Source organism: Streptomyces sp. NPDC026575 (assembly GCF_055567415.1).
Map to the genome: position 1 here is coordinate 179,697 of NZ_JBVHQM010000005.1, position 25,006 is coordinate 204,702.

Genomic DNA, 25,006 nt, shown 5'->3' on the forward strand with positions numbered 1-25,006 from the left:
CTCCGTCGGGGTGCGCGGGTCACGCGGTGGCGCCCTGCGGGACACCGGGCACCGCTCACCCTCAGGCCACGGGCTCCCGCCTGGGCATGGGGCACGCACAGCTACCGGCAGTCGCCCGGCGTGAACCTGCGCAGGACCAGAAGGAAATGCAATGATTTAGCCCGGTATAATCAAGAGATCAACCAAATGCACCGTATACCATGTAATGGCGTCTTTTGATCTGGCGCTGGCAGCATGTCGTCTCCGACCTCGGAGAAGGGAACATGGCCGCAGGTGAAGAGGACGAGGCGGCGCCGGGTCGGCGCCCGTCCAGCCGGAAGACCGGCGACAAGACCGCTCAGAAGACCGCCAGGAAGAGCAGCGGTACACAGAGCGGCAGCCGGGCGAGCGAGGACGGCACGCAGCACGCGGCCCGCCGCGTTTCGGCGTCGCAGGCCCTTCGGCGTGCGGCCCAGCAACTCAAGGAGCTGCTGGGCAAGGCGCCCGAGTCCGTCTCCGCGGTGAAACCGACGGCGGACGGCTGGCAGGCGGACGTCGAAGTGCTGGAACTGGAACGCGTCCCCGGTACCACCAGCGTGATGGCGAGCTACCGGGTGACGTTGGACGAGGAGGGCGAACTGATGGCGTACGAGCGCACCCGCCGCTACACCCGAGGGCAGATCGACCGCCGATGAGGTGGCTGCGGGTACCACTCCGCCGTTCCGTTCGCCGGGCGAGGAAGACGGCCGCTCCACGACCGGGGTGAGCCGGTGAAGGGAGGCACCGTGACTGTGGTGCCGCAGGGAGAAGGAACCATCGCCAGGGGTGGCCAAGGCGGCTCCGGCAACCTCTACGACGTGCTCGACCTGATTCTGGACCGCGGTCTGGTCATCGACGTCTTCGCACGGGTCTCACTGGTGGGCATCGAGATTCTGAAGATCGACGCCCGCATCGTCGTGGCGAGCGTGGACACCTATCTGCGTTTCGCCGAGGCATGCAACCGCCTCGATCTGGAGGCCGGGAACAAGAAGCCGAGCGAGCTGACGGACATCGTCGGCGAAGTGACCGAGGGCGGCTCCCACGGCAAGGCCAAGGGCGCTCTCAGCGGAGCCGCGGAGGTGGTGACGGACGCCCTCAAGGGCAAGGGCGGGGACGACGAGGAAGACGAGGAAGACGACGATCACGAGGAAGCCGAGGAGCGGCAGAAGGAGCCCGCCGGAAGGCGGGAGCGGCCGTCCCGCCGACCCGTACGGCACCGGAAGGACTGAGCGATGCCCGTCTACGTCTACTCCATCGTCGCGGCCACCCATCCACAACGCCTCGACGGCGTCGACGGCGTGGGTGATCCGCCCACCGCGCTGCGCACCGTGGCGGCCGGCGGGCTGTCCGCCGTCGTCAGCGACGCCCCCGAAGAACTCCGGACCAAACGACGCGACCTCGCCGCCCACCAGGCCGTCCAGGAACGGCTGATGGCCGACGGCACGGTCCTGCCCCTGCAGTTCGGCTTCACCACCACGGACGACGACGCGGTACGCGCAGTGCTGGAGGAGAGGGCCGAGCGGTTCGCCGAACGGCTCCAAGCGCTTGAGCACTGCGCCGAATACCACCTGAAGTGCTCCCAGGACGAGAACGCCCTGCTGCGTCAGATCCTCCTCGACAACGACCAGGCACGCGACCTCAACGAGCAGATCGTCAGCGGCCGCGCCGGGCCCGACGCGCCGCTCGCCCTCGGTGAGTTGGTCGCCCAGGAAGTACAGGCCCGCCAGGACCGGCTCGTCGCCTCGGTCGTCGAGGCACTGCGCGGCCTCGCCCGCGAGGAGCGGGTGTCCGAGCCCACCGGCGACGACTTCCTGAACGTGTCGTTCCTGGTGGACCAGGAACACGAAGACCGCTTCCGCACCGCCGAGAAGGAGCTCGCCGACGAACTGGGCGGCGACTTCGACCTGCGACTGCGCGGACCACTGCCCGCCTACAGCTTCGTCTAAGGAGTCCCCATGGGCCTGTTGACGCACCTCGCCACCCTTCCCCTGGCGCCGGTGAGGGGGGTGGCCTGGGTGATGGAACGGGTGGTCGAGGCCGCCGAGCGCGAGGCATACGACCCCAGGCCCATCGAGCAGGAACTCGCCGATCTGGAGCGCAGGCTCCTGGCAGGCGAGATCGACGAGGAGACCTTCGACCGGCGCGAGGACGAACTGCTGGACCGGCTGGAAGAGATCCGGGCCCAGCGCTGGGGCACTGCGCCGGACCCGCGCATCGAGGGGAGCGGCCGTGAGTGAACCCGTCGCCAGGAGGATGGGCGACTCCCCCTCCAGAGCGACCCCGTACGGCCAGGGCTCCTCGGCCAACCTCGCCGACATCCTGGAGCGGGTCCTGGACAAGGGCATCGTCATCGCCGGCGACATCCAGATCAACCTGCTGGACATCGAGCTGCTCACCATCAAGCTGCGGCTGCTGGTCGCCTCCGTCGACAAGGCGAAGGAGATGGGCATCGACTGGTGGGAGCACGACCCCGCGCTGTCGTCCCGGGCCTCCGACGGCTACCGCTCGCTCGCCGAGGAGAACAAGCGGCTGCGCGCCGAGATCGCGGAGCTGCGCGAGGACGCCGAACTCCCGCCCGCCGAGGAACGGCAGAAGACGGCGCGGGCCTCCAAGCCTTCGCGCACCACCAGCGGCAAGCGCACCGGCACCGGCTCCCGCGGCACGAAGCGGGACGAGCCATGACCGGCACCGTCAGCTACGCGTACGCCGTGGCGCGGGACGCCGACGGCTCGTTGGAGGACGCACTCGCCGGGCTCCCCGGGGTGGCGGACGCACCGGTGCGGCTGGTGCGCACGGGGCAGGACGCCGATGTGGTCGTCGTGGTGAGCCCGGTGCCCGTGCGGGACTTCGACGAGGACGCGCTGCGGGCCAACCTGGAGGACCTGGACTGGCTGGAGTCGGTCGCCCGCGCCCACCACCGGGTCATCGAGGCGCTGGCCGCCCGCACCACCGTCCTGCCGCTCCGGCTGGCCACCGTCTACCTCGACGACGAACGGGTGCGGCTGATGCTCGAAGACCGCCGGCAGGCGTTCACCGAGCGGCTCTCCGCACTGGACGCGCAGGTGGAGTGGGGCGTCAAGATCTACGTCGAGTCGGCGGCCGGGCAGCCGGATGAGCCGCCGCCGGACACCGGCGCCGACACCGACCTGAGCCCCGGGCGGGCCTACCTCAGCCGCCGCAGAGCGCAGCGGCACGCCCGCGAGGACGCCTACCGCGGCGCCGAACAGGCCGTCCAACGGGTGGCGGACGCCGCGCGTGCCTACGCGGTCGACCGGGTCCAGCACCGGCCGCAGCAGGGCGAACTGGCCCACGGCCCCGGCGAGAACGTCGTCAACGACGCCTACCTCGTCCCGCAGCAGCACGCGGAGGGATTCCGTACCGACGTGCTGCGGGCCGCCGAGGGGCTGTCCGGCGTACGCGTCGAGGTCACCGGGCCCTGGGCCCCGTACTCCTTCGCCACCCCCGCCGAAGCCGCACCGCTGAAAGGAGCCGCGCCGTGAAGGCCGCGGACGGTCCGCCGGCCAGGCTCGGCGCGGCCTCTGACGAGCCGCTGCCGGACCGGCAGATCGCGCTGATCGACCTGCTGGACCGGCTGCTCAGCGGCGGCGTGGTGCTCACCGGGGACGTCGTACTGTCCATAGCCGACATCGACCTTGTCCGCATCTCGCTGCGCGCCCTCATCGTCGCGATCAGCGAGGAGAACCCCGGCCCCTGGTCCGCCGCCCTCGCACCCGCCGGCACGGCCCCGCGAGGCGGCCATGACGAGTGACGGGGCGGCCGTGCCGGGTGAGGGCATGACCAGTGAGGGAGACGGCCGCCGGCACGGCACCCGCTTCGACGACGTCGCCGAGGCGGCGACCCGCGCCTTCCGCCTGCTGCCCGCGGCGCCGCAGGACACCCTGCCCCCGTCCGGCGCGGCGCGGCACCGGCCCGCACACCGGATCAGCACCGACCCCGACACCGTGGAACGGGACCTGGTCAAGCTCGTCCTCACCCTCGTCGAACTGCTGCGGCAGCTCATGGAGCGCCAGGCCCTCCAACGCGTCGACTCGGGCGACCTCACCGAGGAACAGGAGGAACGGCTGGGCGCGACGCTGATGATCCTGCACAGCCGGATGGTGGAACTCTGCGCCCGCTACGACCTGACCATGCAGGACCTCAATCTGGACCTCGGGCCGCTCGGCACCTTGCTGCCGCCGTCCGAATGACCCTCAGCAGTGACGACTCAAGGCGACTCGATTCAAGGGGAGCACGAGATGGGTATCGGAGAGAAAGCCAGAAACCTCGGTGAAATCGCCGAAGGGAAGGCCAAGGAAGTCATCGGAAAGGTGTTCGGCGACACACAGACGGAACGGAAGGGAAAGGCCGAACAGCTCAAGGGGAAGATGAAGCAGGCCGTGGAGAGGGGCAAGCACCCGTTCAAGCACTGACCTTGGGAGCGGGGAAGGCGGGACTGAGCAGGGACTCAAGAGGGACTCAAGAGGGACTCAAGAGGGAGGCAGGCCCCCCATCACTCCTCTTCTTCGTCCTCTTCCTGCTCGCCGTTCCCGCCGTCTTCCTCCTCCTCGTAGCCCTCTTCGTCCTCGTAGCCCTCTTCGTCCTCGTACTCCTCCCCCTCTTCTTCCTCCATGGCCTCTTCGTGGGTCCGTACGACCTCGCCGTCGCGCACCTCACCGCGCCAGCCCTCCGGCGCCTCGTCCGCGAACGTCACAAAGCGCTGGAAGTGCTTGAAGTCCAGCCGCAGCCGCCGGCCCTGGGCACGCCACAGATTCCCGGTCTTCTCGAAGAACCCCGAGGGGTAGTACTCGACGACCAGCACGATGCGGGTGAGATTGGGCGCGAGTTCATGGAAACTGACCGCGCCACGGGTCGATCCTTTGCTGCCTTCGGACGACCAGACGATGCGGTCGTCCGGAATCTGCTCCTGGACGGTCGCCTTCCAGCTCCGCGTCGACGGGCCGACCTTCACCTTCCAGTCGCTGGCCGTCTCGTCGTTCACCGACACACTGCGGACGCCCTTGGTGAAGCTGCTGAACTTTTCGTACTGCGTCCAGTGGTCGTAGGCGGTACGCACCGACACACCGACATCGAGCACTTCGACGATATTGGTGACCTTCTGACTCCCCGAGCCGCTTCCCTTTCCGCCGCCCAGGGCTTCCTTGGCCTTCCCCAGCACCTTGTCCTTGACGCCCTTCGCGGTTCCGCTCAGCACGGCCTTGAGGGGGGAGTCCCCCTTGAGCAGGCCGGATCCGATGGCGGACAGCGATCCGCCGTTCTTGGTGACGTCGGTGAGCTGCTCCGTCACATCGACCAGCTTGTCGCCGGCGCGTTCGGCCAGATTCCCGGCCCACGCCGTGAGGAAGTCACCGAGCTCCTCGCGGAGTCGCTCGACCCCCGAGTCCACATTGCCCTGTTCGGTCTTGGCCATGCCCGGTCACCTCCGGCCCGTAGTGCGTGACGTCGTCTTCTTGGCGGATTTCCTGGCGGTCTTCCTGGCAGGCTTCTGGGTGGACTTCTTGGCGGGCCGCTGAGCGGTCTTCTTGGTGGCTCGGCCGGTAGATTTCTTCGCAGTCGCCTTGGTGGTCTTCTTCGCGGGTGCCTTCTTCGCCGCGGCCTTCTTGGTCGACGCCTTCTTGGCCGATGCCTTTTTCGCCGTGCTCTTTTTCGTGGTGCTCTTCTTCGCGGCAGCCTTCTTCGCCGTGCTCTTCTTCGCCGGAGCCTTCTTCGCAGCCGTCTTCTTCGCGGCGGTCTTCTTGGAGGGGCGCTTCTTCGCCGCGGCCTTCTCAGGTGCCTTCTTGGCCGGCTTCTTCTTTGCGGGAGCCTTCTTCCGCGCGGCAGTTCTGCCGGCTGACGGCCGGCGGGCCGGCTCCGCCCGCTCTGTGCGCCGGCGCCCGCGGCGGCGCGGCCGTTCCTCGGGCTCTTCCTCGGCCTCTTCCTCCAGCTCTTCCTCCGGTTCTTCGCCCTCCGGCTCCTCTTCCTCCTCTTCCTCCTCTTCCTCCTCCTCTTCTTCCTCGCCCTCCTCCTCAGGCTCGCCTTCTTCCTCCTCGTACTCCCCCTCTTCCTCCTCTTCCGCTTCTTCTTCCTCCCCCGGCACCAGACCGCTTTCGAGCTGGCTGGTGCGGTCGTGAAGTGAATCGGCGAGGTCGTTCAGACGGCGGTTGGCGGCGGTTGCCACGGCCTGCCGGCCGGCGTCCATGACCTCGCCGCGCAACTGCTCCCCCAGCTGCGCGACCTGGGGGATGTCCCCGAGCCGTCGTGCGCCCTCGGCCAGTAGCTGGCGCGGCTGGAGTCCGAATTGCCGCCCGGCGAGATAGGTGGCAGCCGTGAGAGCGAGCCGGGCCTTCTTCGTTCGGCCCAGTACGTACCCGCCGGCCAGTGCCGCGGCGAGCATGATCTTGGTTCCCTCATTCATGGATGCCTTACCTTTTCCCGGCGGTGCTGCCGATAGGCGCCTCCCTTCCAGAGTGGTCCGTGTCGTGACCTGCGCATCCCGAGCGGTCCAAAGGTGGACATCTGCGGTGTTGCACCACATGGGTGAACAGCGCCGCTGGGTGCCGGGCTGCCCGGGACGAAGTCACCGGTCCACCGCCGGTGATCGCCCGGCGGACATGCGGCTACCTGTAGTAGCGGGTGTCCTCGACGTCGACCACTGGTGCGCCAGGAGAGGGCGGTTGGGTACGCCGCCGTTTGAGGATGCTCACGTATGCCGTCAGGCCGATGACGCCGACGACCATCAGAATGACGCCCACAAGGTCGAGATTGACTCCGGCCATGTGCCAGTCCACCGCGAACGTGAGGATGGCCCCCATCGCTAGCAGACCGATGCACCCGCCGATACCCATGGTGTTCAGCCTCCATAACTGGTGTGCCGATCGGTGCCGTTGCGGGTCGCCTACCCTGAGGCGGGCGGCTTACCCGGCGCCGGCGGCCTCCCGCACCTCTCCGGCGACCTCCCGGTCCAGCGCCGCGCGCACCAGCGCCGAGGCGAACGCGGCCGCCTCGTCCGTCGTGACCAGCCGCGCCAGCTTCGTACGGTCGGCCGGCAGCCCCAGCCGCTCCGCGCCCTGGACGGCCTTCGGATCGAGGAACGGAGCGAACTCCGTCCAGACTCCCTGCACCTCGCGCAGGAAAATGGCGGATCCCCTGGGCCCGATGCCGGGCTGTTCCTGAAGCGCCCGGCGCAGCTCACCGGCATCGCCGTCGGCCGCCTCCCGCAGCCTCCGCAGATCGCCGCGGCATTCGCCCAGCAGCCGCTCGGCGCCCGCCCCCAGCCGGGTGGCGGTGCTCTCGTCATAGCGCCGGTAGCCGCCCTCGCCGAGCGCGTCCACGCGCTGCTGCCAGGTGGCGTCGAGCATCCGGCGCGGAGTGCTCATCCCTGCGTCGAACAGGGCCCTCGCCGAGGCGACGGCCACCGAGGCGCGAATCCGCGTACTGAGCAGATCGGCCAGCACCAGGAGCTGGTAGAGCGGCTGCGGGGTGTTCCGCAGCTTGATGCCGCACTCCTCGGCATAGGTCTCGCCGAGCCGGTCCAAAAGGGCCCGAACGAGGGCGCGTTGCCTACCGTCGGCTCTCATGCCGCCCTCCGCGATATACGCCGGTGAGGTCCGTGATTCCTCTCCCGTCACTGCCATCCCTTCCCCAGAGGGAGGCATGCACAGGCTCGTACGTACGGGTGCTCCGTCCCCGGGCAGAGGGGGACTGCCGCGGCCCCCGCCACCGTCCGTCGTACGGTGGAGGGTGGACGGAACGCTCTCCCCCTTGGACGGAGGACGCCATGGCAGCGCCGCAGCCCCCGGGATCGGCCGGCCTCACCCGCCCCGATCCGGTACCGCCCACACCGGGGCCGGACCCCGGCCCGCTGGGTCCGCAGCCGGGCCCGGGCCCCGGTCCGGTCCCCGCGCCCGGCCCCGACCCGGTACCGCCGCCCCCGCCGCGCCCCGAACCGGACCCAGTGCCACCTCATCCGGCGCCCCCGACGCCAGGCCCCACGCCCGGCCCGGCCCCCGATCCGCGCCCCGCCCCGCACACGGGCCCGCCGGGCACCGGCGGCCTGTCCGCCCTTCTGCCGAGCCCGACCCCGGCCAAGTAGCGGGCGGGCAGCGGGGACAGCTTCGGCAGCGGCTTCCAGTCACCGGCGTCCCGGGTGCCGCGCAGGAGGCGGCGGACCTGGTCGGCGTGGAGCGTTCCCAGGACCGCCAGCGCCGTGAGCGGCAGCACTTCGAGGAAGCTGCGGATGTGCGGCTCCACGGGGCGGACCTCCCGCTCCTCGACGGCCGTGCTCACGTCGCTGTGGTGAGGCGTTCCTGCTACGCCGTCCCCGTCGTGCCACGTGGCAGCCGGGCCACCTCCGGCGACTCGGTGTCCAGCGGCACCGACCATGGGGCGACCATGCCGAGGCTGACGCCCTGGCGGGGCAGCAGAGAGTCCAGGAGCCAGTCGGCGGCCACCCGGACGCGGTTGCCGGGCATCGCCATGAGGTGGTAGCCGCGGGTCACGGCGCCGGCGACCGGGCCGGAGATCGGCAGGTGCAGAGGGTTGGCGGCAGCCTGGATCCCGCCGAGATCGACCATGAAGCCCAGGTCGTGGTGTTCGTAGGCGCGCGGGGTGCCCTTGCCGCAGGAGGCCGCCACGTTGCGGGCCGCGGCCCTGCCCTGCCGCTGGGCGTGCTGAGCGGTCATCGGCGTCACCTCGCCCGGACGGGTCAGATCCGGTACGGCGGCGGCGTCACCGCAGGCGAAGACCTCGGGCCGCCCCGGGACATTCAGGTACGCGTCGACGCACAGCCGCCCCTTGTCCGTGGGCAGCCCGAGGGAGGCGACCAGCGGGTCGGGGCGTACGCCCACGCACCAGATCAGCGAGCGGCTGGCGATGAACCCGCCGTCGTCGAGCAGCACCCCGTCCGCCGTCGCCTCCTTGACGGAGGTGCCGGTGCGGACGTCGACCCCGCGGGCGCGCAGCACCCGGTCGGCGGTGCGTGACAGCCGCTCGTCGAGTCCCGGCAGCAGCCGGTCGGCGACGTCCAGCAGCAGCCAACGCGGCCGGGGGCCGGCGCGCAACCGGGCGTTCTGCCGGGCCAGCGCCTGGGTGTACAGCACGCCGTGGGCGGCGACTTCGGTGCCGGTGTATCCGGCGCCGACCACCACGAAGGTGGACCTGGCCGCCCGCTCGTCCTCGTCGTCGGTGGCACCGGCCAGCTCGATCTGGCGGGTCATGTGGTCGCGCAGGTAGAGCGCCTCGGGCATTCCCCGGAAGCCGTGGGCGTGCTCGGCGACACCGGGGACGGGCAGCAGCTTGTTGACGCTGCCGACGGTCAGCACCAGCCGGTCGTACGACAGGGTCCCTTCCCGCTCCTCGGGGTCGGTGTAGGCCACCCGGCGGGCATCGAGGTCGACGTCGTGGGCCTGCCCGAGGACAAGTCGGACATCCGGCAGGGTGCCGGTCAGCGACACCGACACCCGGCGCGGTTCGAGGATTCCGGCCGCCACTTCGGGCAGCAGCGGGACGTACAGAAAGTAGTCGAGGGGGTTGAGCAGCACGATCTCGGCGGCTCCCTTGGCCAGCCGGGAGAGCGTGCGGGCGCAGTTGTAGCCGGCGAAACCGGCTCCGACGATCACGATCCGAGGGCGACGTCGCATCACGTGGACTCCTGCGGTCGAGGGTGTGTCGAGTCAGGAGCGGGGGCGTTTCTCCCGCCTCGCGTCTGAAGGCGTCGGGTGCCCGTTGGCGGGCGTGTTGGTCACCCGGTCCAGGTCCATTCGGCGACCTCCGGCAGATCGGTTCCGTGCTCGCGGATCCAGGCGTGGTGACGGCTGCGTACGTCCGCCATCTCCTGGCGCAGCGCGACGGCGCGGTAGCCGAGGCCCGGGACCCGGTCCACCACGTCCATCACCAGGCGGTACCGGTCGAGGTCGTTGCGGACGACCATGTCGAAGGGCGTGGTGGTGGTGCCCTCCTCCTTGTAGCCGCGGACGTGCAGATGGTGGTGGCCCGCGCGGCGGTAGCAGAGCCGGTGGATCAGCCAGGGGTAGCCGTGGTAGGCGAAGATGACCGGTTTGTCGGGGGTGAACAGGGCGTCGTACTCGAAGTCCGGCATGCCGTGCGGGTGTTCTCCGGCCGGCAGCAGCCGGGCCATGTCGACGACGTTGACCACCCGTACGGCCAGCTCCGGCAGATGCCGGCGCAGCAGAGCGGCGGCGGCCAGCGTCTCCTGGGTGGGGACGTCCCCGGCGCAGCCCAGCACCACGTCCGGGTCGTGGCCGCCGACCTCGGTGCCGGCCCACTCCCACACACCGGCGCCGCGGGCGCAGTGCGCGCGGGCCTCGTCGAGGGTGAGCCAGTCGAAGGTCGGCTGCTTGCCGGCCACGACCACATTGACGTAGTCGCGGCTGCGCAGCACATGATCGGCCACCGACAGCAGGGTGTTGGCGTCCGGCGGCAGATAGACCCGGACCACTTCGGGGCTCTTGTTGAGGACGTGGTCGACGAAGCCCGGGTCCTGGTGGGAGAAGCCGTTGTGGTCCTGTCGCCAGACATGCGAGGTGAGCAGGTAGTTCAGCGAGGCGACGGGGCGCCGCCAGGGCAACCGGCGCGCGGTCCGCAGCCATTTGACGTGCTGGTTGACCATCGAGTCGACGATATGGGCGAATGCCTCGTAGCTGGAGAAGAGCCCGTGCCGGCCGGTCAGGAGGTAGCCCTCCAGCCATCCCTGGCACAGGTGCTCGGAGAGCACCTCCATGACCCGGCCGTCGCGTGCGAGATGCTCGTCGGTCGGCAGCGTCTCGGCCTGCCACGCCTTGCCGGTGACGTCGTAGAGCGCGTCCAGCCGGTTGGACGCGGTCTCGTCGGGACCCATGACCCGGAAGTCGCGGCGCTCGGCGGTGGCCGCCATGACCGCCGCCAGCAGCCCGCCCAGCACCCGGGTCGGCTCGTGCAGCACGGTGCCGCGCTTTTCGACCTCCACCGCGTGCCGCTCCAGCGGTGGCAGCGGCAGCTCCCGCACCAGCAGGCCCCCGTTCGCATGCGGCGAGGCACCCGGCCTGCGCGTCCCCTCGGGCACGCAGGCGAGCACCTCGGGCTGTGGCCGGCCCTCCGCGTCGAACAGCTCCTCCGGCCGGTACGAGCGCAGCCAGTCCTCCAGTTGCCGCAGATGCTCGGGGTCGTCGCGGACGCCGGCCAGCGGGACCTGATGCGAGCGCCAGGTGCCCTCGACCGGCTGCCCGTCGACCTCGCGCGGCCCGGTCCAGCCCTTGGGGGTCCGCAGCACGATCATGGGCCAGGCGGGGCGCTCCGTCGCGCCGTCGGTACGGGCCCGGCGCTGGATGTCGGAGATCCGGTCCAGGCAGTGGTCCATGGCCGCGGCGAGGGCCTGGTGCACCTCGGCGGGGTCGTCGCCGGCGACGTGGAGCGGCTCATGGCCGTAGCCGCGCAGCAGGGCGGTCAGCTCGTCCTGCGGGAGCCGGGCGAGCACCGTCGGGTTGGCGATCTTGTAACCGTTGAGGTGCAGGACGGGCAGCACGGCACCGTCGTGCACCGGGTCGAGGAACTTCGTGGCGTGCCAGGACGCGGCCAGCGGCCCGGTCTCCGCCTCCCCGTCCCCGACCACGCAGGCGACCAGCAGCCCCGGGTTGTCGAACGCCGCGCCGTAGGCGTGCGTGAGCGAGTAGCCCAGCTCACCGCCTTCATGGATCGATCCCGGCGTCTCCGGCGCGACATGGCTGGGAATCCCGCCGGGGAACGAGAACTGCCGGAACAGCCGCGCCATGCCCGCCCCGTCCCGGCCGACGTCGGGGTAGGTCTCGGAGTACGTGCCGTCCAGCCAGGAGTTGGCCACCACCGCGGGCCCGCCGTGCCCCGGGCCCCATACGCACAGCGCGTCCAGCTCGCGGGCCTTGATGACGCGGTTGAGGTGGGTGTGCACCAGGTTCAGGCCGGGCGAGGTGCCCCAGTGGCCCAGCAGCCGCGGCTTGATGTGCTTGGGGCGCAGCGGCTCCGTCAGCAGCGGATTGGCCATCAGGTAGATCTGCCCGACGGACAGATAGTTGGCCGCTCGCCAGTGCGCGTCCAGCCTTCGCAGTTCGTCGGCGTCGAGCGGCCCCGTTGCCGACGGGTCGGGCACGGTCCCCGCCGTGGTCCAGGGGTGCGGGTGCACATCGGGCATGCTCATCTCCTCAACGAGAGGGGTGCGCGGGTGCGTTCACAGCTCGCGCACTGCGGGCAGCAGCTCGGCCTGCGCCCAGCGCAGGAACGGCTCCTGGCGTCGACGAGTTCGCTTCTGGGCTCGGTGGCGATCACCAGGTCGCCCAGCCGTACCGGCGCGGGCGGCCAACCCCGGCCCACCACATGCTCGTTGAGATTCTCGCCGGAGCCGAGCCCCAGCCCGAACCGGCCCTCCGACAGCAGCTGCACGGTGGCCGCCTGCTGCGAGTGCCCCTGCGAGGCCAGCCACGGAGAGTAGTGGTCCGACGTGGCCGAGGAGCCGAAGCCGGCGCGCTCGGCGGCCACCACGTGTTCGACCAGGTCGCGGGGCCCGGCCTGCTTGGTCGTCATCGCGTAGCCAACATGCACCATTCCTCCTACCTTGCGACGATGGCTGCACCCAGGCAACCGGTGTGGGCCGGCCCGCCGGGCTCAGTCGGGCGGCTCGGGGGACGGGTTCTCACCGGGTCGGGCGCCGGGCGGCTCCGCAGGGCCCGGACCGGGACCCGGCTCCCCCGGTCCGGGCGCGGCGGGAACCGGGTCCCGCGGCACTGGATCGGGCTCGCTGGGCACGGGGCCCGGGCCGTCCGGAACCGGCTCGGTGGCCAGGGCGACCAAGGCGCTCGTGGCAGTCATGGCAGTCATGGCAGTCATGGCAGTGGTAGCAGTCATGGCGCTCGCCTTCCTCGCCGTCGCGCCCTGTATTCCCCCCGGTCGGCCGGTTTCGGGAATCCACCGCCCGTCGTGGCGCTTGCCCGCCTGCGCATGCGTCGGCCTCCGGGGTGTGCGCACCGTGAGCCGGTGGGCCTTGTGGGCCTTGTGACAACGGCGAGGAGCGATGATCGTATCCGTGGTGTCGATGCCGGGAGGGAGGGTCACTCGCACCGACATGTCCGAGGCGCGTCAACGTCTCGCCGAGTCCGACTTCCTCCTCGTCGATATCCAGCTCTCCGACGAGCTGCCGCCCGAGGAGCAGCCGATCGTCCACCAGCTCGGCCTGGAGCCCGAGCGGCTGACCTGGTTCGGGCGGGAGGGAGAACCCGCGCGGGCCGAGTTCCTCGGGGACCTGGCGGGCTTCGTCGTCCCCGTGATCGAGGACGACCAGGTCACCCACGTCCACGTCGTGGTGAGCGAGCGGCAGCTGATCACCGTGCACCGAGGGCCGGTCCGGGCGCTGGAGAACCTCACCGGACGGCTGGGGCAGGAACGGCCCGCCGACACCGCGGCCGTGCTGTTCCTGCTGCTGCAGGATGCGCTGGAGACCTATCGCCGGGACGCCGTGCAGGCCATCCTGGCGGTGGAGGACCTAGAGGACGAGATGTTCGAGCGACGACACCCCGAGCAGATCTTCCGGCTGGCGAAACTGCGACGGCGCGCCGCCCTCCTGCACCACTCCCTCCTGCCGTACCTCCAGGTGACGGACGAACTCTTCACCCGGCGGATGCTCAGTCGCAGTTTCCCGGAGGAGCGGCAACGGCTCGCCCGGGAGTTCCAGCACGCCGGCAGGCTGGTGCTCACGGAGATCGAGTCCCTTCAGGACGCCGCCCGGCGGGCATTCGCCAGCCATTCCTCCCTCGTGTCCGGCGAGCAGAACGGCGTGATCAATCGGCTGGCCATCGTGTCGACGATCTTCCTGCCGCTGACGTTCCTGACCGGGTTCTTCGGCATGAACTTCGACTACCTGACCAACGAGCTGGAGAGCCGAGCCGTCTTCTGGCTGCTGGCCGTCGGGTTGCAGGCGATCGTCCTGTTCATCGCCCTCTATGTGCTGCACCGGACCCAGATCTGGCGGAGGCTGCGGGACGAAGAGGAGCCGGGGGGACCGGAAGACCGATGAGCCCGTACGCAGGGTACGCAGATCAGTCGATCAGCCGAGCCGGGCCACGAGGTGGTCGCCCACCCGGAGCGCGTTCGCCATGGCCGTCAGGGACGGATTGACCGCGCCGATGCTCGGGAAGAAGCTCGTGTCGACGACGTACAGGTTGTCCAGGTCGTGCGCCTTGCAGTTGACGTCCAGAGCGGAGGACGCGGGGTCGTCGCCGAATCGCACCGTGCCGGCCTGGTGTGCGGTGGCGCCGATCGGCATGCCCTTGTGCAGATAGATGCTGTGGGACAGCAGGCGGTGTTCGTGCATGCCCAGGTGGCCGAGCAGGTGCTCCAGCTTGTGCCGTAGGCGCTGGAGTCCGGCGATGTTGTTGTTCTCGTCGAGTGCGAGGTGGATGCGGCCGTCGCCGTCCAGCGTGACCCGGTTGTCGGGCTGTGGCAGGTCCTCTCCGCAGAGCCAGAAGTCGACGGCGTGATGGGCCAGGACTTCGAAGGGCATGTCCGGTGCCACCGCCCCGGCCCAGCGCGGGGCCTCACCGTGGATCTGCTCGGCATCCGACTTGCCGAGCATCTGGATTCCGCCGAGGGGGTAGTCGAAGTCGTCCGCGCCCAGGTACCAGTCGTGCAGGGCGAGCGTCTTTTGGAACTGGGTGTCGTTGGGCTGGTGCGAAATGGCCATGAGGGCGAGGTTGTTGTGGCGCATGTAATGGCGGCCGACCACGTCCGAGCTGTTCGCCAGCCCGCGGGGGTGCCGCTCGTTCGCCGAAGCCAGCAGCAGGGCGGCGGAGTTGACCGCACCGCAGGCCACGACCACGATGTCCGCCGAGAACCGGACCCGTTCCTCGCCGGGGAGTTCGGCGACGACCGCCGTGACGCTGCGCCCGGTGGGATCGGTCTCCAGCCTCCTCACCCGGGCGCGGGTGATCATATCGACGTCGGGGTGGCGCAGTGCCGGCTCCACGCAGATCACCTGGGCATCGGACTTGCCGCGGACCAGGCACGGGAAGCCGTCCACCCGGTTGCAGCGGATGCAGACGCTGGAGTGGGTGGCCCGCCCGTTCTCGTCCTGCGTGAGGTTGACGCCGATGGGCAGGTGGAAGGGGTGCAGTCCGCGCTTCTCCAGGTCGTCGCTCAACTGCTGGATGCGCGGCTCGTGTTCGACCGGCGGGTAGGCGTACTGCCCGCTGCACGGCCCTTCCCAAGGGTCCTCGCCGTGCCGGCCGTGCACCAGGTAGAGGTGCTCCGCCTCGGTGTAGTACGGCTCCAGATCCTCGTAACGGATCGGCCAGGCGGGAGAGAGGCCGTCGTGGTGGCGCAGCTCGCCGAAGTCCTCGGGGCGCAGCCGGAACAGCGCCGCACCATAGAACTTGGTGTTGCCGCCGACGTAGTAGTTGACCTCGGGCGGGAACTGGTCGCCGTGCTTGTCGAGCCAGAACTCCTCGGCCCGGTACTTGCCCTTGACGAACACGGCGGTGGAGTCCCAGTTGTCGCGTTCACGCGGCAGGTAGTCGCCGCGTTCGAGGATCAGCACCCGCTTGCCGGAGGGGGCGAGCCGGTGGGCGAGTGTGCCGCCGCCGGCGCCGGTACCGATGACGATGACGTCGTAGTGGGAGGAGTCGCCCATGGCGACCACCGTCCTTGCTTCTGCGGTCCCCGGCCGTTGCCGGAGCCGGCCGTAGCCTTCCCTCTTCGAACGTATACGCCCGGCGGCAGCGCGGCACCTGGAACAGCCCGCGTCCCGGCGCGGTCACAGCACGGCGATCGGGTTCACCGGAGAGCCGGTGGCCGCGGGCAGCCGCAGGGGGGCGATCACGCACAGGAAGTGCCAGCGGTCCTGCCGTTCGCACTCCGGTGCCAGTTCCTCGAAGTCCAGGTAGTCCATCAGGTGCAGCCCCATGGCGTTCATGGCAAGTACGTGCACCGGGAACGGGATCTCGGCGACCGCGCTGGGGGCCGTGTCACTGTTGCCGTCCGACCCCAGGGCCGCCACCCGCCGCTCTGCCAGGAAGTCCATCGCCGTGGGATGGAGACCCGCCCGGGCCCGGGCCGCGTCCCACGCACCGAGGCTCCGGCGCCGGCGGCGGTGCCCGACCCGCACGAAGAGCAGATCGCCCGGCCCGACCGTGACCTGCTGCGCGGTCTCGGCCGCCACCAGGTCTTCGGTGGTGACATGGTCTCCTGGTTCGAGCCAGGGCACGCCCCGCAGGCGCGGGATGTCCAGGAGGACGCCGCGACCGACGATGCCGTCGCGCACCAGGTCCAGCGTGAGCGCGCCGGCACCGTCCGGCGTGACGCTGCTCGCCGGGACACCGCCGTAGAGTTCGCCGTCGAAGATGACATGGCACAGCGCATCGAGGTGGCTGTCGGCGTCCCCGTGCACGTTCATGGCGAACCGGTCGAGGGCGAACCGCAGCCCGCGGCCGCCGTCCTCCCCGACCGTCGGCACGGTCATCCGGTGGGACGCGGGCTGGGGGTTGTCGGGCCCCGGCGTGGTCTCGATGAGGGCGGCCAGCGACACGGTGCGTCCGCAGCGGACCTCGGCGGCAGCGGCCAGCACCCGCTCGGGCGTGAGCCGGCCCAGTGCTCCGCGCCGCTGGTCCACGCCCTCCCGGGCCTGGTCGCGCAGCCGGCGGTACAGGGACCGGAAGGCCGCTTCGGACAGGGAGTGCGTCATATCAGCTCCTCCTCGTCCGGCGCGGGACTCATCTCCCACTGTCGGCGCGCCCCCGCCTCCCCGCATCCCGGGGCCTTCCGGCGTTGCCGCAGGGAAGCGTCCACGCCGGCACCTTCGCGAGTCAGTCGATGATGGCGTCAGTCAGTCGATGATCGCGTCGACCTCCAGCTCGACGAGCCAGTCAGCGTCGATGAAGCGGGAGACCTCGACAAAGGTGCATGCCGGACGGACCGCTGCGAACCGCTCTCCATGCGCTCGCGCGGCCTCCTTCCATAGCGTCACGTCCGTGAGCATGATGCGGGTCCGCACGACATCCTCCAGCGCCGCCCCCGCCTCCTTCAGAGCGGCCTCGGCAATATCCAGGCACCTCACGGTCTGGGCATAGACGTCGCCCTGCCCCACCGTCGCCCCGTCGTCGCCGATGGGCGCAGTGCCGGCAACCGCGACATGCTTCCCCTTGCGGATCGCCCGGGAAAATCCGATGCGGGGCTCAAGCGGCGACCCAGAACTGATCATCTGTCGAACATGTTCCATCCCGCCATGCTCGCAGAGCGCCGCGCTTTCGGCACACGCCCCTGGAAGCCCTCAAAGGATCAGTAGTCCTTGAGCCGGAAGGCGGCGACCTTCTCGAAGACCCTGGCGAAGTCCGGCTCCTCAAACCTGGGGAGCACCTCGATCAGGTCGGTGTCCGCTGCGTGCTGTTGCCGCATGTGGGCGCGGGTGACCAGGGCGATTTCCTGGTTCGCCGCCACGAACCCGCGCAACTCCCGTTCGTACGTCGCGAAGGCGGTGCGATGGTCGCCGGCCGCGTCCCGCAACTCGCCCGCCAGGACATACGCGGCGGCCATGGCCATGGTGGTGCCCTGGCCGGAGGCGGGCGAGGCGCAGTACCCCGCGTCGCCGAGGAGGACGACCCGGCCGCGGGACCAGGAATCCATCCGGATCTGCGCCAGGGAGTCGAGGTGGAAGTCGGGGGCGTCCCACATCTCCTTCAGCAGCCGCGGCAGCTCCCAGCCCGCATCCGCGTACTCGCGGGCCACCAGGCGCTTCTGCTCCATGACATCGCGGGGGAGGAACCGCGCGGGCGGCTCGTCCGACTCGATGCCGACGAAGACCCGGGCTTCTGTGTTGTCCCGGACACTCATCACCATCGGGCCCCACTGACGGCCGTCCCCCATGCGGCAGACCACTTCCCAGCGGTCCAGGCCCAGGTGGTTCGGTGCCGACCACACGCCCAGGTAACTTCCCAGATGGCGAAGGTAGTTCTCCTCCTCGCCGAAGACGAGCCGCCGGGTGTGGGAGTGCACCCCGTCGGCGCCGACGACCAGGTCGAAGGTGCGTGCCGTGCCACTGCGGAACACGACCCGGACCTCGTCGTCGTCCTGCTCAAGGGTGGCGATGGAGTCGTCGAAGAGGTACTCGATCTCGCCACCGCCCGCGGTGAACAGGATCTGCGCCAGGTCGTCCCGCAGGATCTCGACGTCGGGGCTGTCTATCTCCCCTCCGCTGGCGGTGCGCTCGGTGCTCCTGGACAGTTCGTTGCCGTCGCCGTCGACGACCGACATCCCGCGCAGGGCGGTGCTCTGGCGGCGGATCTCCGCCAACACCCCCATGCGCTCGGCGACTTCCAGCGCCGGGCCTCGGACGTCGATCGCCTGCCCGCCGGGGCGAAGGCCGGCGGCCCGCTCCACCACCGTGACGTGGAAGCCGTACCGGTTCAACCAGTAGGCAAGGGTGGGACCGCCGATGCTGGCACCGGAGATCAGCACGTCCATGCCCTTCGGGCGCTTCGTTTCCCTGCTTGCGGACACTGCGGGCTCCTCGTCGGTCTGCGACAGTCTGCGGATTTGGTACGTCCGAGGCTGGCCGACGACGCCGACGAGGCCCCGATAGGGCACTGACAGGCGCCGACGAACACCGACAGGGCACCGACAAGCACGGACCGCCGCGCAGAGGGACCAGGTCTCACCCCCGTGCCGAGACCGTCACCGTCACCCGCCCGGTGGCGCCCGGCCGCGTCCGCACCCGGATCGTGCCCCGCTCCCCCGGCGGCACCGTACGCGGCCGGGCCACCGCCGGGCCCCGCACCGACACCCGCCAGCCCGCGGAGGTGGACGGGGCGGACAGCTCGCTGAGGCCGGGGCGCCCCGGGGAGTCGTAGACGAGGCGGAACGTGCGTGCCGCGGGGTCGTAGCCCTGCTCGCGGACCCTGCCGGCGACGGCAGGGGCGTAGGGGCGCGCGGTCTGCTCCTTGTTGGCGTGGAAGCGGCCGTCCTCGCCAACAGCGCAGTACCCGCCTCCGTAGCACCACACATAGCCCGCCCAGCCGGAGCTGTAGCGGTCGAGGGAGGCGAGGGCGGCACCGTAGAAGCGCGCCATGTTGGGCAGCGAGCTGTCGCGCGGGCCCCATTCGCCGATGACGACCGGTATGTGCTGGGCGCTCGGGTAGCGGGTGACGGTGTTCTCGTAGGTCTCGATCCAGCGCGCCGAGGGGTCGTAGTCGCCGCCCGCTTCCATGGTGGCGTTGTAGAAGTGCGGTGCGTAGACGACCTTGGGGTCGTGGATGCGGCCGAGGCCCGTGGGCAGGCCCTCGCCGACGATCGGGGTCGGTTCGACGAACAGCCTGCTGTGACGGTCGGCCGTGCGGATGGCGGCCGCGATCCGGTGGTACATCGGGGTGAGTTGCTCGGACTCGATGCGGTGGGCGGCCGCCGGAAGGTCCTCGCCCGCACGGAGCCGCCCCATGGGCTCGTTGATCAGGTCGTAGCCGAACACGGCGGGGTGGTGGGCCAGGCGCCGCGCGAGCACCTGCCACATGCGGGCCTGCGCCCGCTGGAGGTCCCGGTCGTCGTAGAGGTGCTCGAAGGCGGCCTGCACGGCGGGTTCGAAGTACTCCGCGAACCAGTCGTCAGGGTGCGGGGTGAAGGGCAGTCCGTCGGTGCGGGTCGCCCACTCGGGAATGCCGCGATGGCCGAACTCGGGCCCGAAGACGTCCTGGTGGGCGTCGATGACGACCTGGATGCGCCAGCGGTGGGCCCAGTCCAGAATCCGCTCGATCTTGCGGAGGTAGCGCGCGCTGTAGTGGCCGGGGCGCGGCTCCAGGTCGTCCCAGAAGACCAGCAGGCGGGCGAAGTTGAGCCCCTGATGGTGCATATCGCGGAAGTGCCGCTCGGTGACGGCGGTGAGCGCGTCGGCGCCGCGGTGCGTCTTGTCCTCGACGTTCCAGCCGCGCAGGGTGAGCGTGCGCCCGCGGTCGTCGGTGAGCGGCGGGGGGGTCGGGGGCGGTGAGGGGGACGGGGGTGGCGACGGGTCCGCTCGGGCCGCGACCGGGGCGAGCAGCGCGAGGACAGCGGCGAGGACTACTCCCGCCTTGAACCTGAACCTGAACCCACGCCCGGCCATGGTCCCCCCACGCTGCACGCCGATACGCCCTATCGAACAGATGTCCGGTCGCTCGTCCGCTGAAACCCCGGACGGTTCCGGTTTTCTTCGGGCACAGTCGCGCGGCCGCGTTCAGTGCCCCAGTCGCTCCAGGGCCGATTCCGGGTAGCGCTCGCCCGCCACGGCCTCTTCGGGTACGGCCTGGCGCAGCAGTTCGCGGTCGGCGTCGGTCAGGGCGAGGGCCACGGCCGCGACGTTCTCCTCCAGGTAGCGCCGACGCTTGGTACCGGGGATGGGCACGATGTCGTCGCCCTGGGCGAGCAGCCAGGCCAGTGCGGCCTGGGCGGGCGAGCAGCCGATCCGCTCGGCGACGTCCCGTACGGCCTGGACGAGCGCCAGGTTGTGCTGGATGTTCTCGTCGGCGAACCGGGGCCAGCGCCGGCGGTTGTCCTGCGGGGCCAGGTCGCCGCGGGAGGAGACGGCACCGGTGAGCATGCCGCGCCCGAGCGGGGAGTAGGCGACGACGGCGATGCCCAGTTCCCGGCAGGTGTCGAGCAGTTCGCCCTCCACCACGCTGCGGGTGAAGAGGGAGTACTCCACCTGGACCGCGCTGACCGGGTGGACGGCATGGGCCTTGCGCAGCGTCGCGGGGCTGACCTCGCTCAGTCCGATGTGGCGTACCAGTCCGGCCTCCACCAGCCGGGCCATGGCGCCGACCGTCTCCTCGATGGGGGTGGCGGGGTCGCGGCGATGTGCGTAGTAGAGGTCGATGTGCTCGACGCCCAAGCGGCGCAGCGAGGCCCGGCAGGCGAGCGGAACGTAGTCGGCGGAGGTGTCGACATCGCCCACCCGGCCCGTGGCCGCGTCATGGCGGAGCCCGAACTTGGTCGCCACGACCACCCGGTCGCGCTCATGAGCGTGCCGGCGCAGCCAGCGGCCGACCAGCTCCTCGTTGCCGCCCTGCCCGTAGGCGTCAGCGGTGTCCAGGAGGGTGATGCCCGCCTCAAGCGCGCCGTCCAGGGTGCGCTGGGACTCCTCCTCGTCCGGGACCCCGTAGGCGATCGACATGCCCATGCAGCCTAAGCCGATCGCGGACACCTCGGGGCCGTCGGCGCCCAGCTTGCGGTACTTCATCGAACTTTCCTCTCGGTGGGGCCAGGGGTGGACTGGACGGTGGATCGATCAGTGGAGCGGTGGCCGGTGGTCCGGACAGCGGTGTAGGCGCGGGCGACGTGCAGCAGCCACCCGACCTCCTCGGCGTAGCCGCCGTTCGTGGCGGCCTGCTCTGCGGCGTCGCCTCCGTCCGTGCCGGCTTCGGGGCCGGCCGCCTCGGGATCCCGGACCGGCGGACGGTCGTCGCGCTTGGCCCGCAGGGCCGACACCAGCGATCTGGCCTGCACCATGGCGTGCAGCCGGTCGCCCGACAGCCCCGCCTCCTCGGCCGACCGCCGAGCTTCCGCGGCCACGGCCGGGGCCATGTACGGCCGCAGCGCGAGCAGACCGTCCTGGATCTCGATGACCATGCGGTAGAGCCGGTAGCTGATGTCGCCGGGCAGGAAGCGGGCGAGGCGACCGGCGTGCTGCGGGTTGAGGGCGATGTCCGGCACCGCCGCGTACAGCGCCGCCCACAGCGGATGCAGCCGCTGGTAGGTGACGAAGTTGCGGACCCGACGCCGCCACTCGGCGAGGCGCGGCCCCCAGGAGGGCATGGTGAGTCCCGCCACCAGGAAGAGGATGCCGGTGCCGTTGGCCACCGGCGTCAGCAGTTCCCATTCCAGCGGGTCCAGTCCGCTCTGCACCGCGATCAGCGAGAGCAGGCGGTTGAGGCAGTAGACGAGGCAGGCGCTCGCGCCGATCGCCGTGCAGTACAGACCTCTTCGCAGCCACTGCCGTCCGGCCACCCGCCCGTAGCGGCGGCACAGCCGGATGATCTCGATCATGCCGGCGCCGAACGCGCTGACGTAGAGCAGCAGATAGCCGGCGACCAACGGGCGGTGCGCGTTCTGCAGCAGATAGTGGGCGCTGCGGTGCTGTGCGCCCGTGCCCGCCACCGCCCACATGGTGACCATGGCGACCGCGCACAGGGCCGCGATGAGCAGCCGGACCAGGGCGCGCCGCCGGGCGGCCTCGGGTGGGTACACCCAGTAGACGATCGCCGTGAGGAAGGCGGCACTGGACGCGACACCGCCGAAGAGATGGATGCCCAGCGCCCCGATGTCGGACACGCCGAGGCGCGCGTCCACGGCCTCCGCGACCGAGGGCGTGGAGAGCGTGAACGAGATGCCCTTGCAGCCGAAGGCGATGAGCAGGGCGAGCAGTGCCGGATCGCGTCTGTGATGGCGCAGATCGCGCAGCTTGTAGAGCAGCGCGAGTGCGCACAGCACGGCGCACGCGGGGAAGACGACGGCCTTCACAGCGGTCATGAGAGCTCCTGACGGCCGAGGGCCCGACGCTGTGCGAAAACCCCAGGGCCTGTCCGATCCTGACCCATCGGACAGGCCCTAGTGGGCATGCGGTCCCGAGCCAGGGTTGAGCGAGCTCTCGATACGACCGACCGTCTCGGCGTCAGCGGACGGAACGCTCCACACCGACTCCACCGAAGGACGTGTGACGCGTTCGAGGATGAGGGAGGCGACGATCTCCGCCTCCTGCTCCTCCGCGGTGGAGTAGCTGGTGCGGCCCAGCATCTCCCGCACCCGCTGTGGATCCAGATTCGGCATCAGATCGCGCATCATCGCCGTGTTGAATCCGGCGGAGTCGCAGTGGTCGCACAGCATGTGCGCGAGCTCGTGGGCGATGATGTGGTCCCGGTGCAGACGGCTGGTGTCCGACTCGACCACGATGACGTCGAAGGTGTCCGTCGCCAGCCACATACCGCAGGGAGCCGTGGCACCCAGGGGAAGCGATATCAGCCGGATCGGGCGTCCTCTGTCCGCGCTGAGTTGTTCCACCAGCGTGGTGATATCGCAGCCGTCGGACAGGTCCAGGCGTGCCAGTAAGGCATCCGCGGCCCGTCGCAGGTGCTTGAGTTCCTTCTTGCGGGGCTGCTTGTGAGCCCTGGAGGTCAAGGCCACGGCCTATGCCTGCTCCTTCCCACCGCCGGTCTCGCCGTCTCGCCGAACGAAGGCACGCCCGCCGGAGTCATGGCGTGCCGCACAAGACACCCGAGCACAGTAGCTCGTCTGATAGTGCGACGCATTTTCCGGATGCGTACCGATCGGCGGCTCCGGCGAAATCACGCCCAGAGGGCGGCAGTTGGCCCGACCGGTAGGCGGGCAGGGCGAGCAGGTCCGGACGCTCGCAGGTCAGGGGCTTGGAGACGGCGGTCGGCGGGGGCGCGCAGGGCTACGGTGTGTGGGCGCAGCCGAGCTTTGCGTAATACCACTCGTACTGGCCCATCACCCACGCATCCGCCGCGATCGTGAAGGTGCCGTGCGGGCGGGGGCAGTGAAACGTCACGGTGGTGGTGTCGGGACCCGGCGGGGGTCCGGGCGAGGCGGTGGCCGCGGAAGCGGTACCGGCGCCGCCGAGGGCGCACAATGCGGCGATGAACGCTGTCGCGATGAGCTTCTTCATGGCTCCTCCCAGTTCCCACGCGTGCGTGAACTACCTGTGGGGGCTGGGCACTCAACCGCTTCACGAGCGGCCGAGGCCGCACACCCCCACCTCACCACGCACTCAGGGCCGCAGCTTCACGGAGACGTACAGGGGACCTTACAAGCAATTGCCCAAAATCGGAACAATCGCAAAATTCCCTCTCATTGGTCCGCTCGGCCTATGGGTCTGCACAGCTGTTCCCGCGATGCTGGAGGCAGGAGGGGATGTGGTCGGTGGTCCCGGCTCAGCGGAGGTGCGTCATGAGCGGCTCGGTCGTCAGCGGCTCGGTCGTCGTCGGCGTGGACGGCACCGGGAACAGCGTGCCGGCGGTGCACTGGGGTGCCGCGGAGGCAGCGGCCCGCGACCGGCCGCTTCACCTCGTCGATTCATGGCGCTCACAGCCGCCGGGCGTCCGCGACACGCAGCGGGCCGGCGACAGGGAGTGCTGCGGCGCCGAGGTACTGCACACGGCGGAAGCGGCGGCGCGGGCCGCCTGTGCGGGCGAGTCCGTACTGGACTTCGGGTTCACGGCCGCCGACGCCCATCACACCGGGCTGCGGGCCGTGCGCGTACGGCAACCGCCCGACATCGGTGGTCTCGTGCCGGGCGCCGTCGGCCTCACCTAAGCGTCGTCCTCCTCGGCCGTGAGCCGGTCGATCACCTCGACCACGCCGTCGACGCTCTCGCACAGGCGCACGGCGATGGGCACAAGACTCCCGCGTGCCACGGTGCCGCTGAGGGTCACCGTGCCGTCGGCGACGTCCACCGTGACGGCGGAGGGCGCGATGCCCAGGGTGCGGGTCAGGATGTCCTCCAGGATCTCCTCCTGGATGGCACGGTCCCGCCGCAGGAACAGCTGCACGAGGTCGCTGCGGCTGATCACCCCGATGAGCCGGCCGGTGTCGTCGACCACCGGTAGGCGTTTGACCTTCCGCTCCTCCATCGTCCTGGCCGCCTGCACCGCGCTCCAATCGGGCCGCGCCACCACGGCGGGGCTGGTCATGATCGCACCGGCGGTGGTGCGGCCCCGCTCGTCGGACGGCCGGCGCAGCAGATCGGCTTCGGAGACGACACCCACCGGCCGCTCGTCCTCGTCGACGACCGGGACGGCGGTGATGTCGTACTCATGGAGCAGCCGCGCGATCTCTCGGAACGGGGTGCCTGGTTGGGCGACGACGGCCTGGGGCGTCATCAGGTCGGCAACGCTGCGGTGCCGCATCTCGTGCTGGTCCTTTCTCGCGTCCTGTGTGAACGTCACGTCCTGTGTGGACGTCACGTCCTGTGCGTACGGGTCTGTCGCAAGTCCCGTTCCTACGA

Annotated in this window: 28 protein-coding genes and 1 pseudogene; 11 read left to right on the forward strand and 18 right to left on the reverse strand. The window is 70.5% G+C overall.

The window, feature by feature from the left end:
• Positions 1–263 precede the first annotated feature (263 nt).
• From ACZ4NB_RS08785 to ACZ4NB_RS08825, 9 genes are all read left to right on the forward strand, one after another.
• A complete protein-coding gene (locus ACZ4NB_RS08785) occupies positions 264–674 on the forward strand; it encodes a gas vesicle protein GvpO (RefSeq protein ID WP_467659459.1) in 411 nt (136 codons plus the stop codon).
• 90 nt (positions 675–764) lie between these two features.
• Complete coding sequence (locus ACZ4NB_RS08790) at positions 765–1,247, forward strand: gas vesicle structural protein GvpA (protein WP_467659461.1); 483 nt, start codon at positions 765–767, stop codon at positions 1,245–1,247.
• A gap of 3 nt (positions 1,248–1,250) precedes the next feature.
• Positions 1,251–1,964 carry a GvpL/GvpF family gas vesicle protein gene (locus ACZ4NB_RS08795; protein ID WP_467659462.1) on the forward strand — a complete coding sequence of 238 codons (714 nt, stop codon included), beginning with the start codon at positions 1,251–1,253 and terminating at the stop codon, positions 1,962–1,964.
• 9 nt (positions 1,965–1,973) lie between these two features.
• Positions 1,974–2,255, forward strand: coding sequence for a gas vesicle protein GvpG (locus ACZ4NB_RS08800; RefSeq protein ID WP_467659464.1), 282 nt, complete (start codon positions 1,974–1,976; stop codon positions 2,253–2,255).
• A gap of 16 nt (positions 2,256–2,271) precedes the next feature.
• The gene (locus ACZ4NB_RS08805; protein ID WP_467659820.1) at positions 2,272–2,700 is read left to right on the forward strand and encodes a gas vesicle protein; all 429 of its coding nucleotides are present in this window, start codon (positions 2,272–2,274) and stop codon (positions 2,698–2,700) included.
• The gene (locus ACZ4NB_RS08810) at positions 2,697–3,518 is read left to right on the forward strand and encodes a GvpL/GvpF family gas vesicle protein (RefSeq protein ID WP_467659466.1); all 822 of its coding nucleotides are present in this window, start codon (positions 2,697–2,699) and stop codon (positions 3,516–3,518) included. The genes ACZ4NB_RS08805 and ACZ4NB_RS08810 overlap by 4 nt, the downstream gene beginning before the upstream one ends.
• On the forward strand, positions 3,515–3,787 hold the full coding sequence (locus ACZ4NB_RS08815; RefSeq protein WP_467659468.1) for a gas vesicle protein: 273 nt from the start codon (positions 3,515–3,517) through the stop codon (positions 3,785–3,787). Before ACZ4NB_RS08810 ends, ACZ4NB_RS08815 begins: the two co-directional genes overlap by 4 nt.
• A gap of 25 nt (positions 3,788–3,812) precedes the next feature.
• The gene (locus tag ACZ4NB_RS08820) at positions 3,813–4,226 is read left to right on the forward strand and encodes a gas vesicle protein K (protein ID WP_467659470.1); all 414 of its coding nucleotides are present in this window, start codon (positions 3,813–3,815) and stop codon (positions 4,224–4,226) included.
• Positions 4,227–4,274: 48 nt separating this feature from the next.
• Positions 4,275–4,448 carry a CsbD family protein gene (locus ACZ4NB_RS08825; protein WP_467659472.1) on the forward strand — a complete coding sequence of 58 codons (174 nt, stop codon included), beginning with the start codon at positions 4,275–4,277 and terminating at the stop codon, positions 4,446–4,448.
• A gap of 80 nt (positions 4,449–4,528) precedes the next feature.
• Here the strand turns inward: ACZ4NB_RS08825 and ACZ4NB_RS08830 are convergent, their stop codons facing one another.
• The 8 genes and pseudogenes from ACZ4NB_RS08830 to ACZ4NB_RS08865 form a co-directional block, all read right to left on the reverse strand.
• Entirely contained in the window at positions 4,529–5,446 is a 918-nt protein-coding gene (locus ACZ4NB_RS08830; RefSeq protein ID WP_467659474.1) for an SRPBCC family protein, read from the reverse strand.
• 6 nt (positions 5,447–5,452) lie between these two features.
• The gene (locus ACZ4NB_RS08835) at positions 5,453–6,430 is read right to left on the reverse strand and encodes a histone protein (RefSeq protein ID WP_467659822.1); all 978 of its coding nucleotides are present in this window, start codon (positions 6,428–6,430) and stop codon (positions 5,453–5,455) included.
• Between the two features lie 202 nt (positions 6,431–6,632).
• Positions 6,633–6,860: a DUF6458 family protein gene (locus ACZ4NB_RS08840; protein WP_467659476.1), complete on the reverse strand. Its 228-nt coding sequence runs from the start codon at positions 6,858–6,860 to the stop codon at positions 6,633–6,635.
• 69 nt (positions 6,861–6,929) lie between these two features.
• Complete coding sequence (locus ACZ4NB_RS08845; RefSeq protein WP_467659478.1) at positions 6,930–7,592, reverse strand: endonuclease; 663 nt, start codon at positions 7,590–7,592, stop codon at positions 6,930–6,932.
• Positions 7,593–7,977: 385 nt separating this feature from the next.
• Positions 7,978–8,301: a hypothetical protein gene (locus ACZ4NB_RS08850; RefSeq protein ID WP_467659480.1), complete on the reverse strand. Its 324-nt coding sequence runs from the start codon at positions 8,299–8,301 to the stop codon at positions 7,978–7,980.
• A gap of 23 nt (positions 8,302–8,324) precedes the next feature.
• A complete protein-coding gene (locus ACZ4NB_RS08855) occupies positions 8,325–9,653 on the reverse strand; it encodes an NAD(P)/FAD-dependent oxidoreductase (protein WP_467659481.1) in 1,329 nt (442 codons plus the stop codon).
• A gap of 101 nt (positions 9,654–9,754) precedes the next feature.
• The gene (locus tag ACZ4NB_RS08860; RefSeq protein ID WP_467659483.1) at positions 9,755–12,175 is read right to left on the reverse strand and encodes a phosphoketolase family protein; all 2,421 of its coding nucleotides are present in this window, start codon (positions 12,173–12,175) and stop codon (positions 9,755–9,757) included.
• Between the two features lie 119 nt (positions 12,176–12,294).
• Positions 12,295–12,585 (reverse strand): annotated as a pseudogene (locus ACZ4NB_RS08865) (LLM class F420-dependent oxidoreductase); the annotation flags it as partial.
• Positions 12,586–13,051: 466 nt separating this feature from the next.
• Between ACZ4NB_RS08865 and ACZ4NB_RS08870 the strand changes: the two are divergent.
• Positions 13,052–14,050, forward strand: a complete 999-nt coding sequence (locus ACZ4NB_RS08870; RefSeq protein WP_467659485.1) for a magnesium transporter CorA family protein — start codon at positions 13,052–13,054, stop codon at positions 14,048–14,050.
• Between the two features lie 30 nt (positions 14,051–14,080).
• Here ACZ4NB_RS08870 and ACZ4NB_RS08875 read toward each other — a convergent pair whose 3' ends face one another.
• The 9 genes from ACZ4NB_RS08875 to ACZ4NB_RS08915 all read right to left on the reverse strand — a co-directional run bounded on the left by ACZ4NB_RS08875 (position 14,081) and on the right by ACZ4NB_RS08915 (position 23,668).
• Positions 14,081–15,661 carry a GMC oxidoreductase gene (locus ACZ4NB_RS08875; protein ID WP_467659487.1) on the reverse strand — a complete coding sequence of 527 codons (1,581 nt, stop codon included), beginning with the start codon at positions 15,659–15,661 and terminating at the stop codon, positions 14,081–14,083.
• 123 nt (positions 15,662–15,784) lie between these two features.
• Positions 15,785–16,711, reverse strand: a complete 927-nt coding sequence (locus ACZ4NB_RS08880; protein ID WP_467659488.1) for a cyclase family protein — start codon at positions 16,709–16,711, stop codon at positions 15,785–15,787.
• Between the two features lie 141 nt (positions 16,712–16,852).
• Positions 16,853–17,227: a RidA family protein gene (locus ACZ4NB_RS08885; protein ID WP_467659489.1), complete on the reverse strand. Its 375-nt coding sequence runs from the start codon at positions 17,225–17,227 to the stop codon at positions 16,853–16,855.
• Between the two features lie 77 nt (positions 17,228–17,304).
• Positions 17,305–18,522, reverse strand: coding sequence for an FAD-dependent monooxygenase (locus tag ACZ4NB_RS08890; RefSeq protein WP_467659491.1), 1,218 nt, complete (start codon positions 18,520–18,522; stop codon positions 17,305–17,307).
• A 154-nt stretch (positions 18,523–18,676) separates the two neighbouring features.
• The gene (locus tag ACZ4NB_RS08895) at positions 18,677–20,113 is read right to left on the reverse strand and encodes a cellulase family glycosylhydrolase (protein ID WP_467659492.1); all 1,437 of its coding nucleotides are present in this window, start codon (positions 20,111–20,113) and stop codon (positions 18,677–18,679) included.
• Positions 20,114–20,224: 111 nt separating this feature from the next.
• Positions 20,225–21,226 carry an aldo/keto reductase gene (locus ACZ4NB_RS08900; RefSeq protein WP_467659493.1) on the reverse strand — a complete coding sequence of 334 codons (1,002 nt, stop codon included), beginning with the start codon at positions 21,224–21,226 and terminating at the stop codon, positions 20,225–20,227.
• The gene (locus ACZ4NB_RS08905; RefSeq protein WP_467659495.1) at positions 21,223–22,515 is read right to left on the reverse strand and encodes an MAB_1171c family putative transporter; all 1,293 of its coding nucleotides are present in this window, start codon (positions 22,513–22,515) and stop codon (positions 21,223–21,225) included. The genes ACZ4NB_RS08900 and ACZ4NB_RS08905 overlap by 4 nt, the downstream gene beginning before the upstream one ends.
• Positions 22,516–22,593: 78 nt before the next feature.
• Positions 22,594–23,166: a toxin gene (locus ACZ4NB_RS08910; protein WP_467659497.1), complete on the reverse strand. Its 573-nt coding sequence runs from the start codon at positions 23,164–23,166 to the stop codon at positions 22,594–22,596.
• A gap of 271 nt (positions 23,167–23,437) precedes the next feature.
• Positions 23,438–23,668: a hypothetical protein gene (locus ACZ4NB_RS08915; protein WP_467659499.1), complete on the reverse strand. Its 231-nt coding sequence runs from the start codon at positions 23,666–23,668 to the stop codon at positions 23,438–23,440.
• 281 nt (positions 23,669–23,949) lie between these two features.
• Here ACZ4NB_RS08915 and ACZ4NB_RS08920 point away from each other — a divergent pair, with 281 nt between their 5' ends.
• Positions 23,950–24,315: a universal stress protein gene (locus tag ACZ4NB_RS08920; RefSeq protein ID WP_467659501.1), complete on the forward strand. Its 366-nt coding sequence runs from the start codon at positions 23,950–23,952 to the stop codon at positions 24,313–24,315.
• Here ACZ4NB_RS08920 and ACZ4NB_RS08925 read toward each other — a convergent pair.
• A complete protein-coding gene (locus tag ACZ4NB_RS08925) occupies positions 24,312–24,908 on the reverse strand; it encodes a CBS domain-containing protein (RefSeq protein ID WP_467659824.1) in 597 nt (198 codons plus the stop codon). The two genes, ACZ4NB_RS08920 and ACZ4NB_RS08925, sit on opposite strands and share 4 nt — an antisense overlap.
• Between the last annotated feature and the right edge of the window lie 98 nt (positions 24,909–25,006).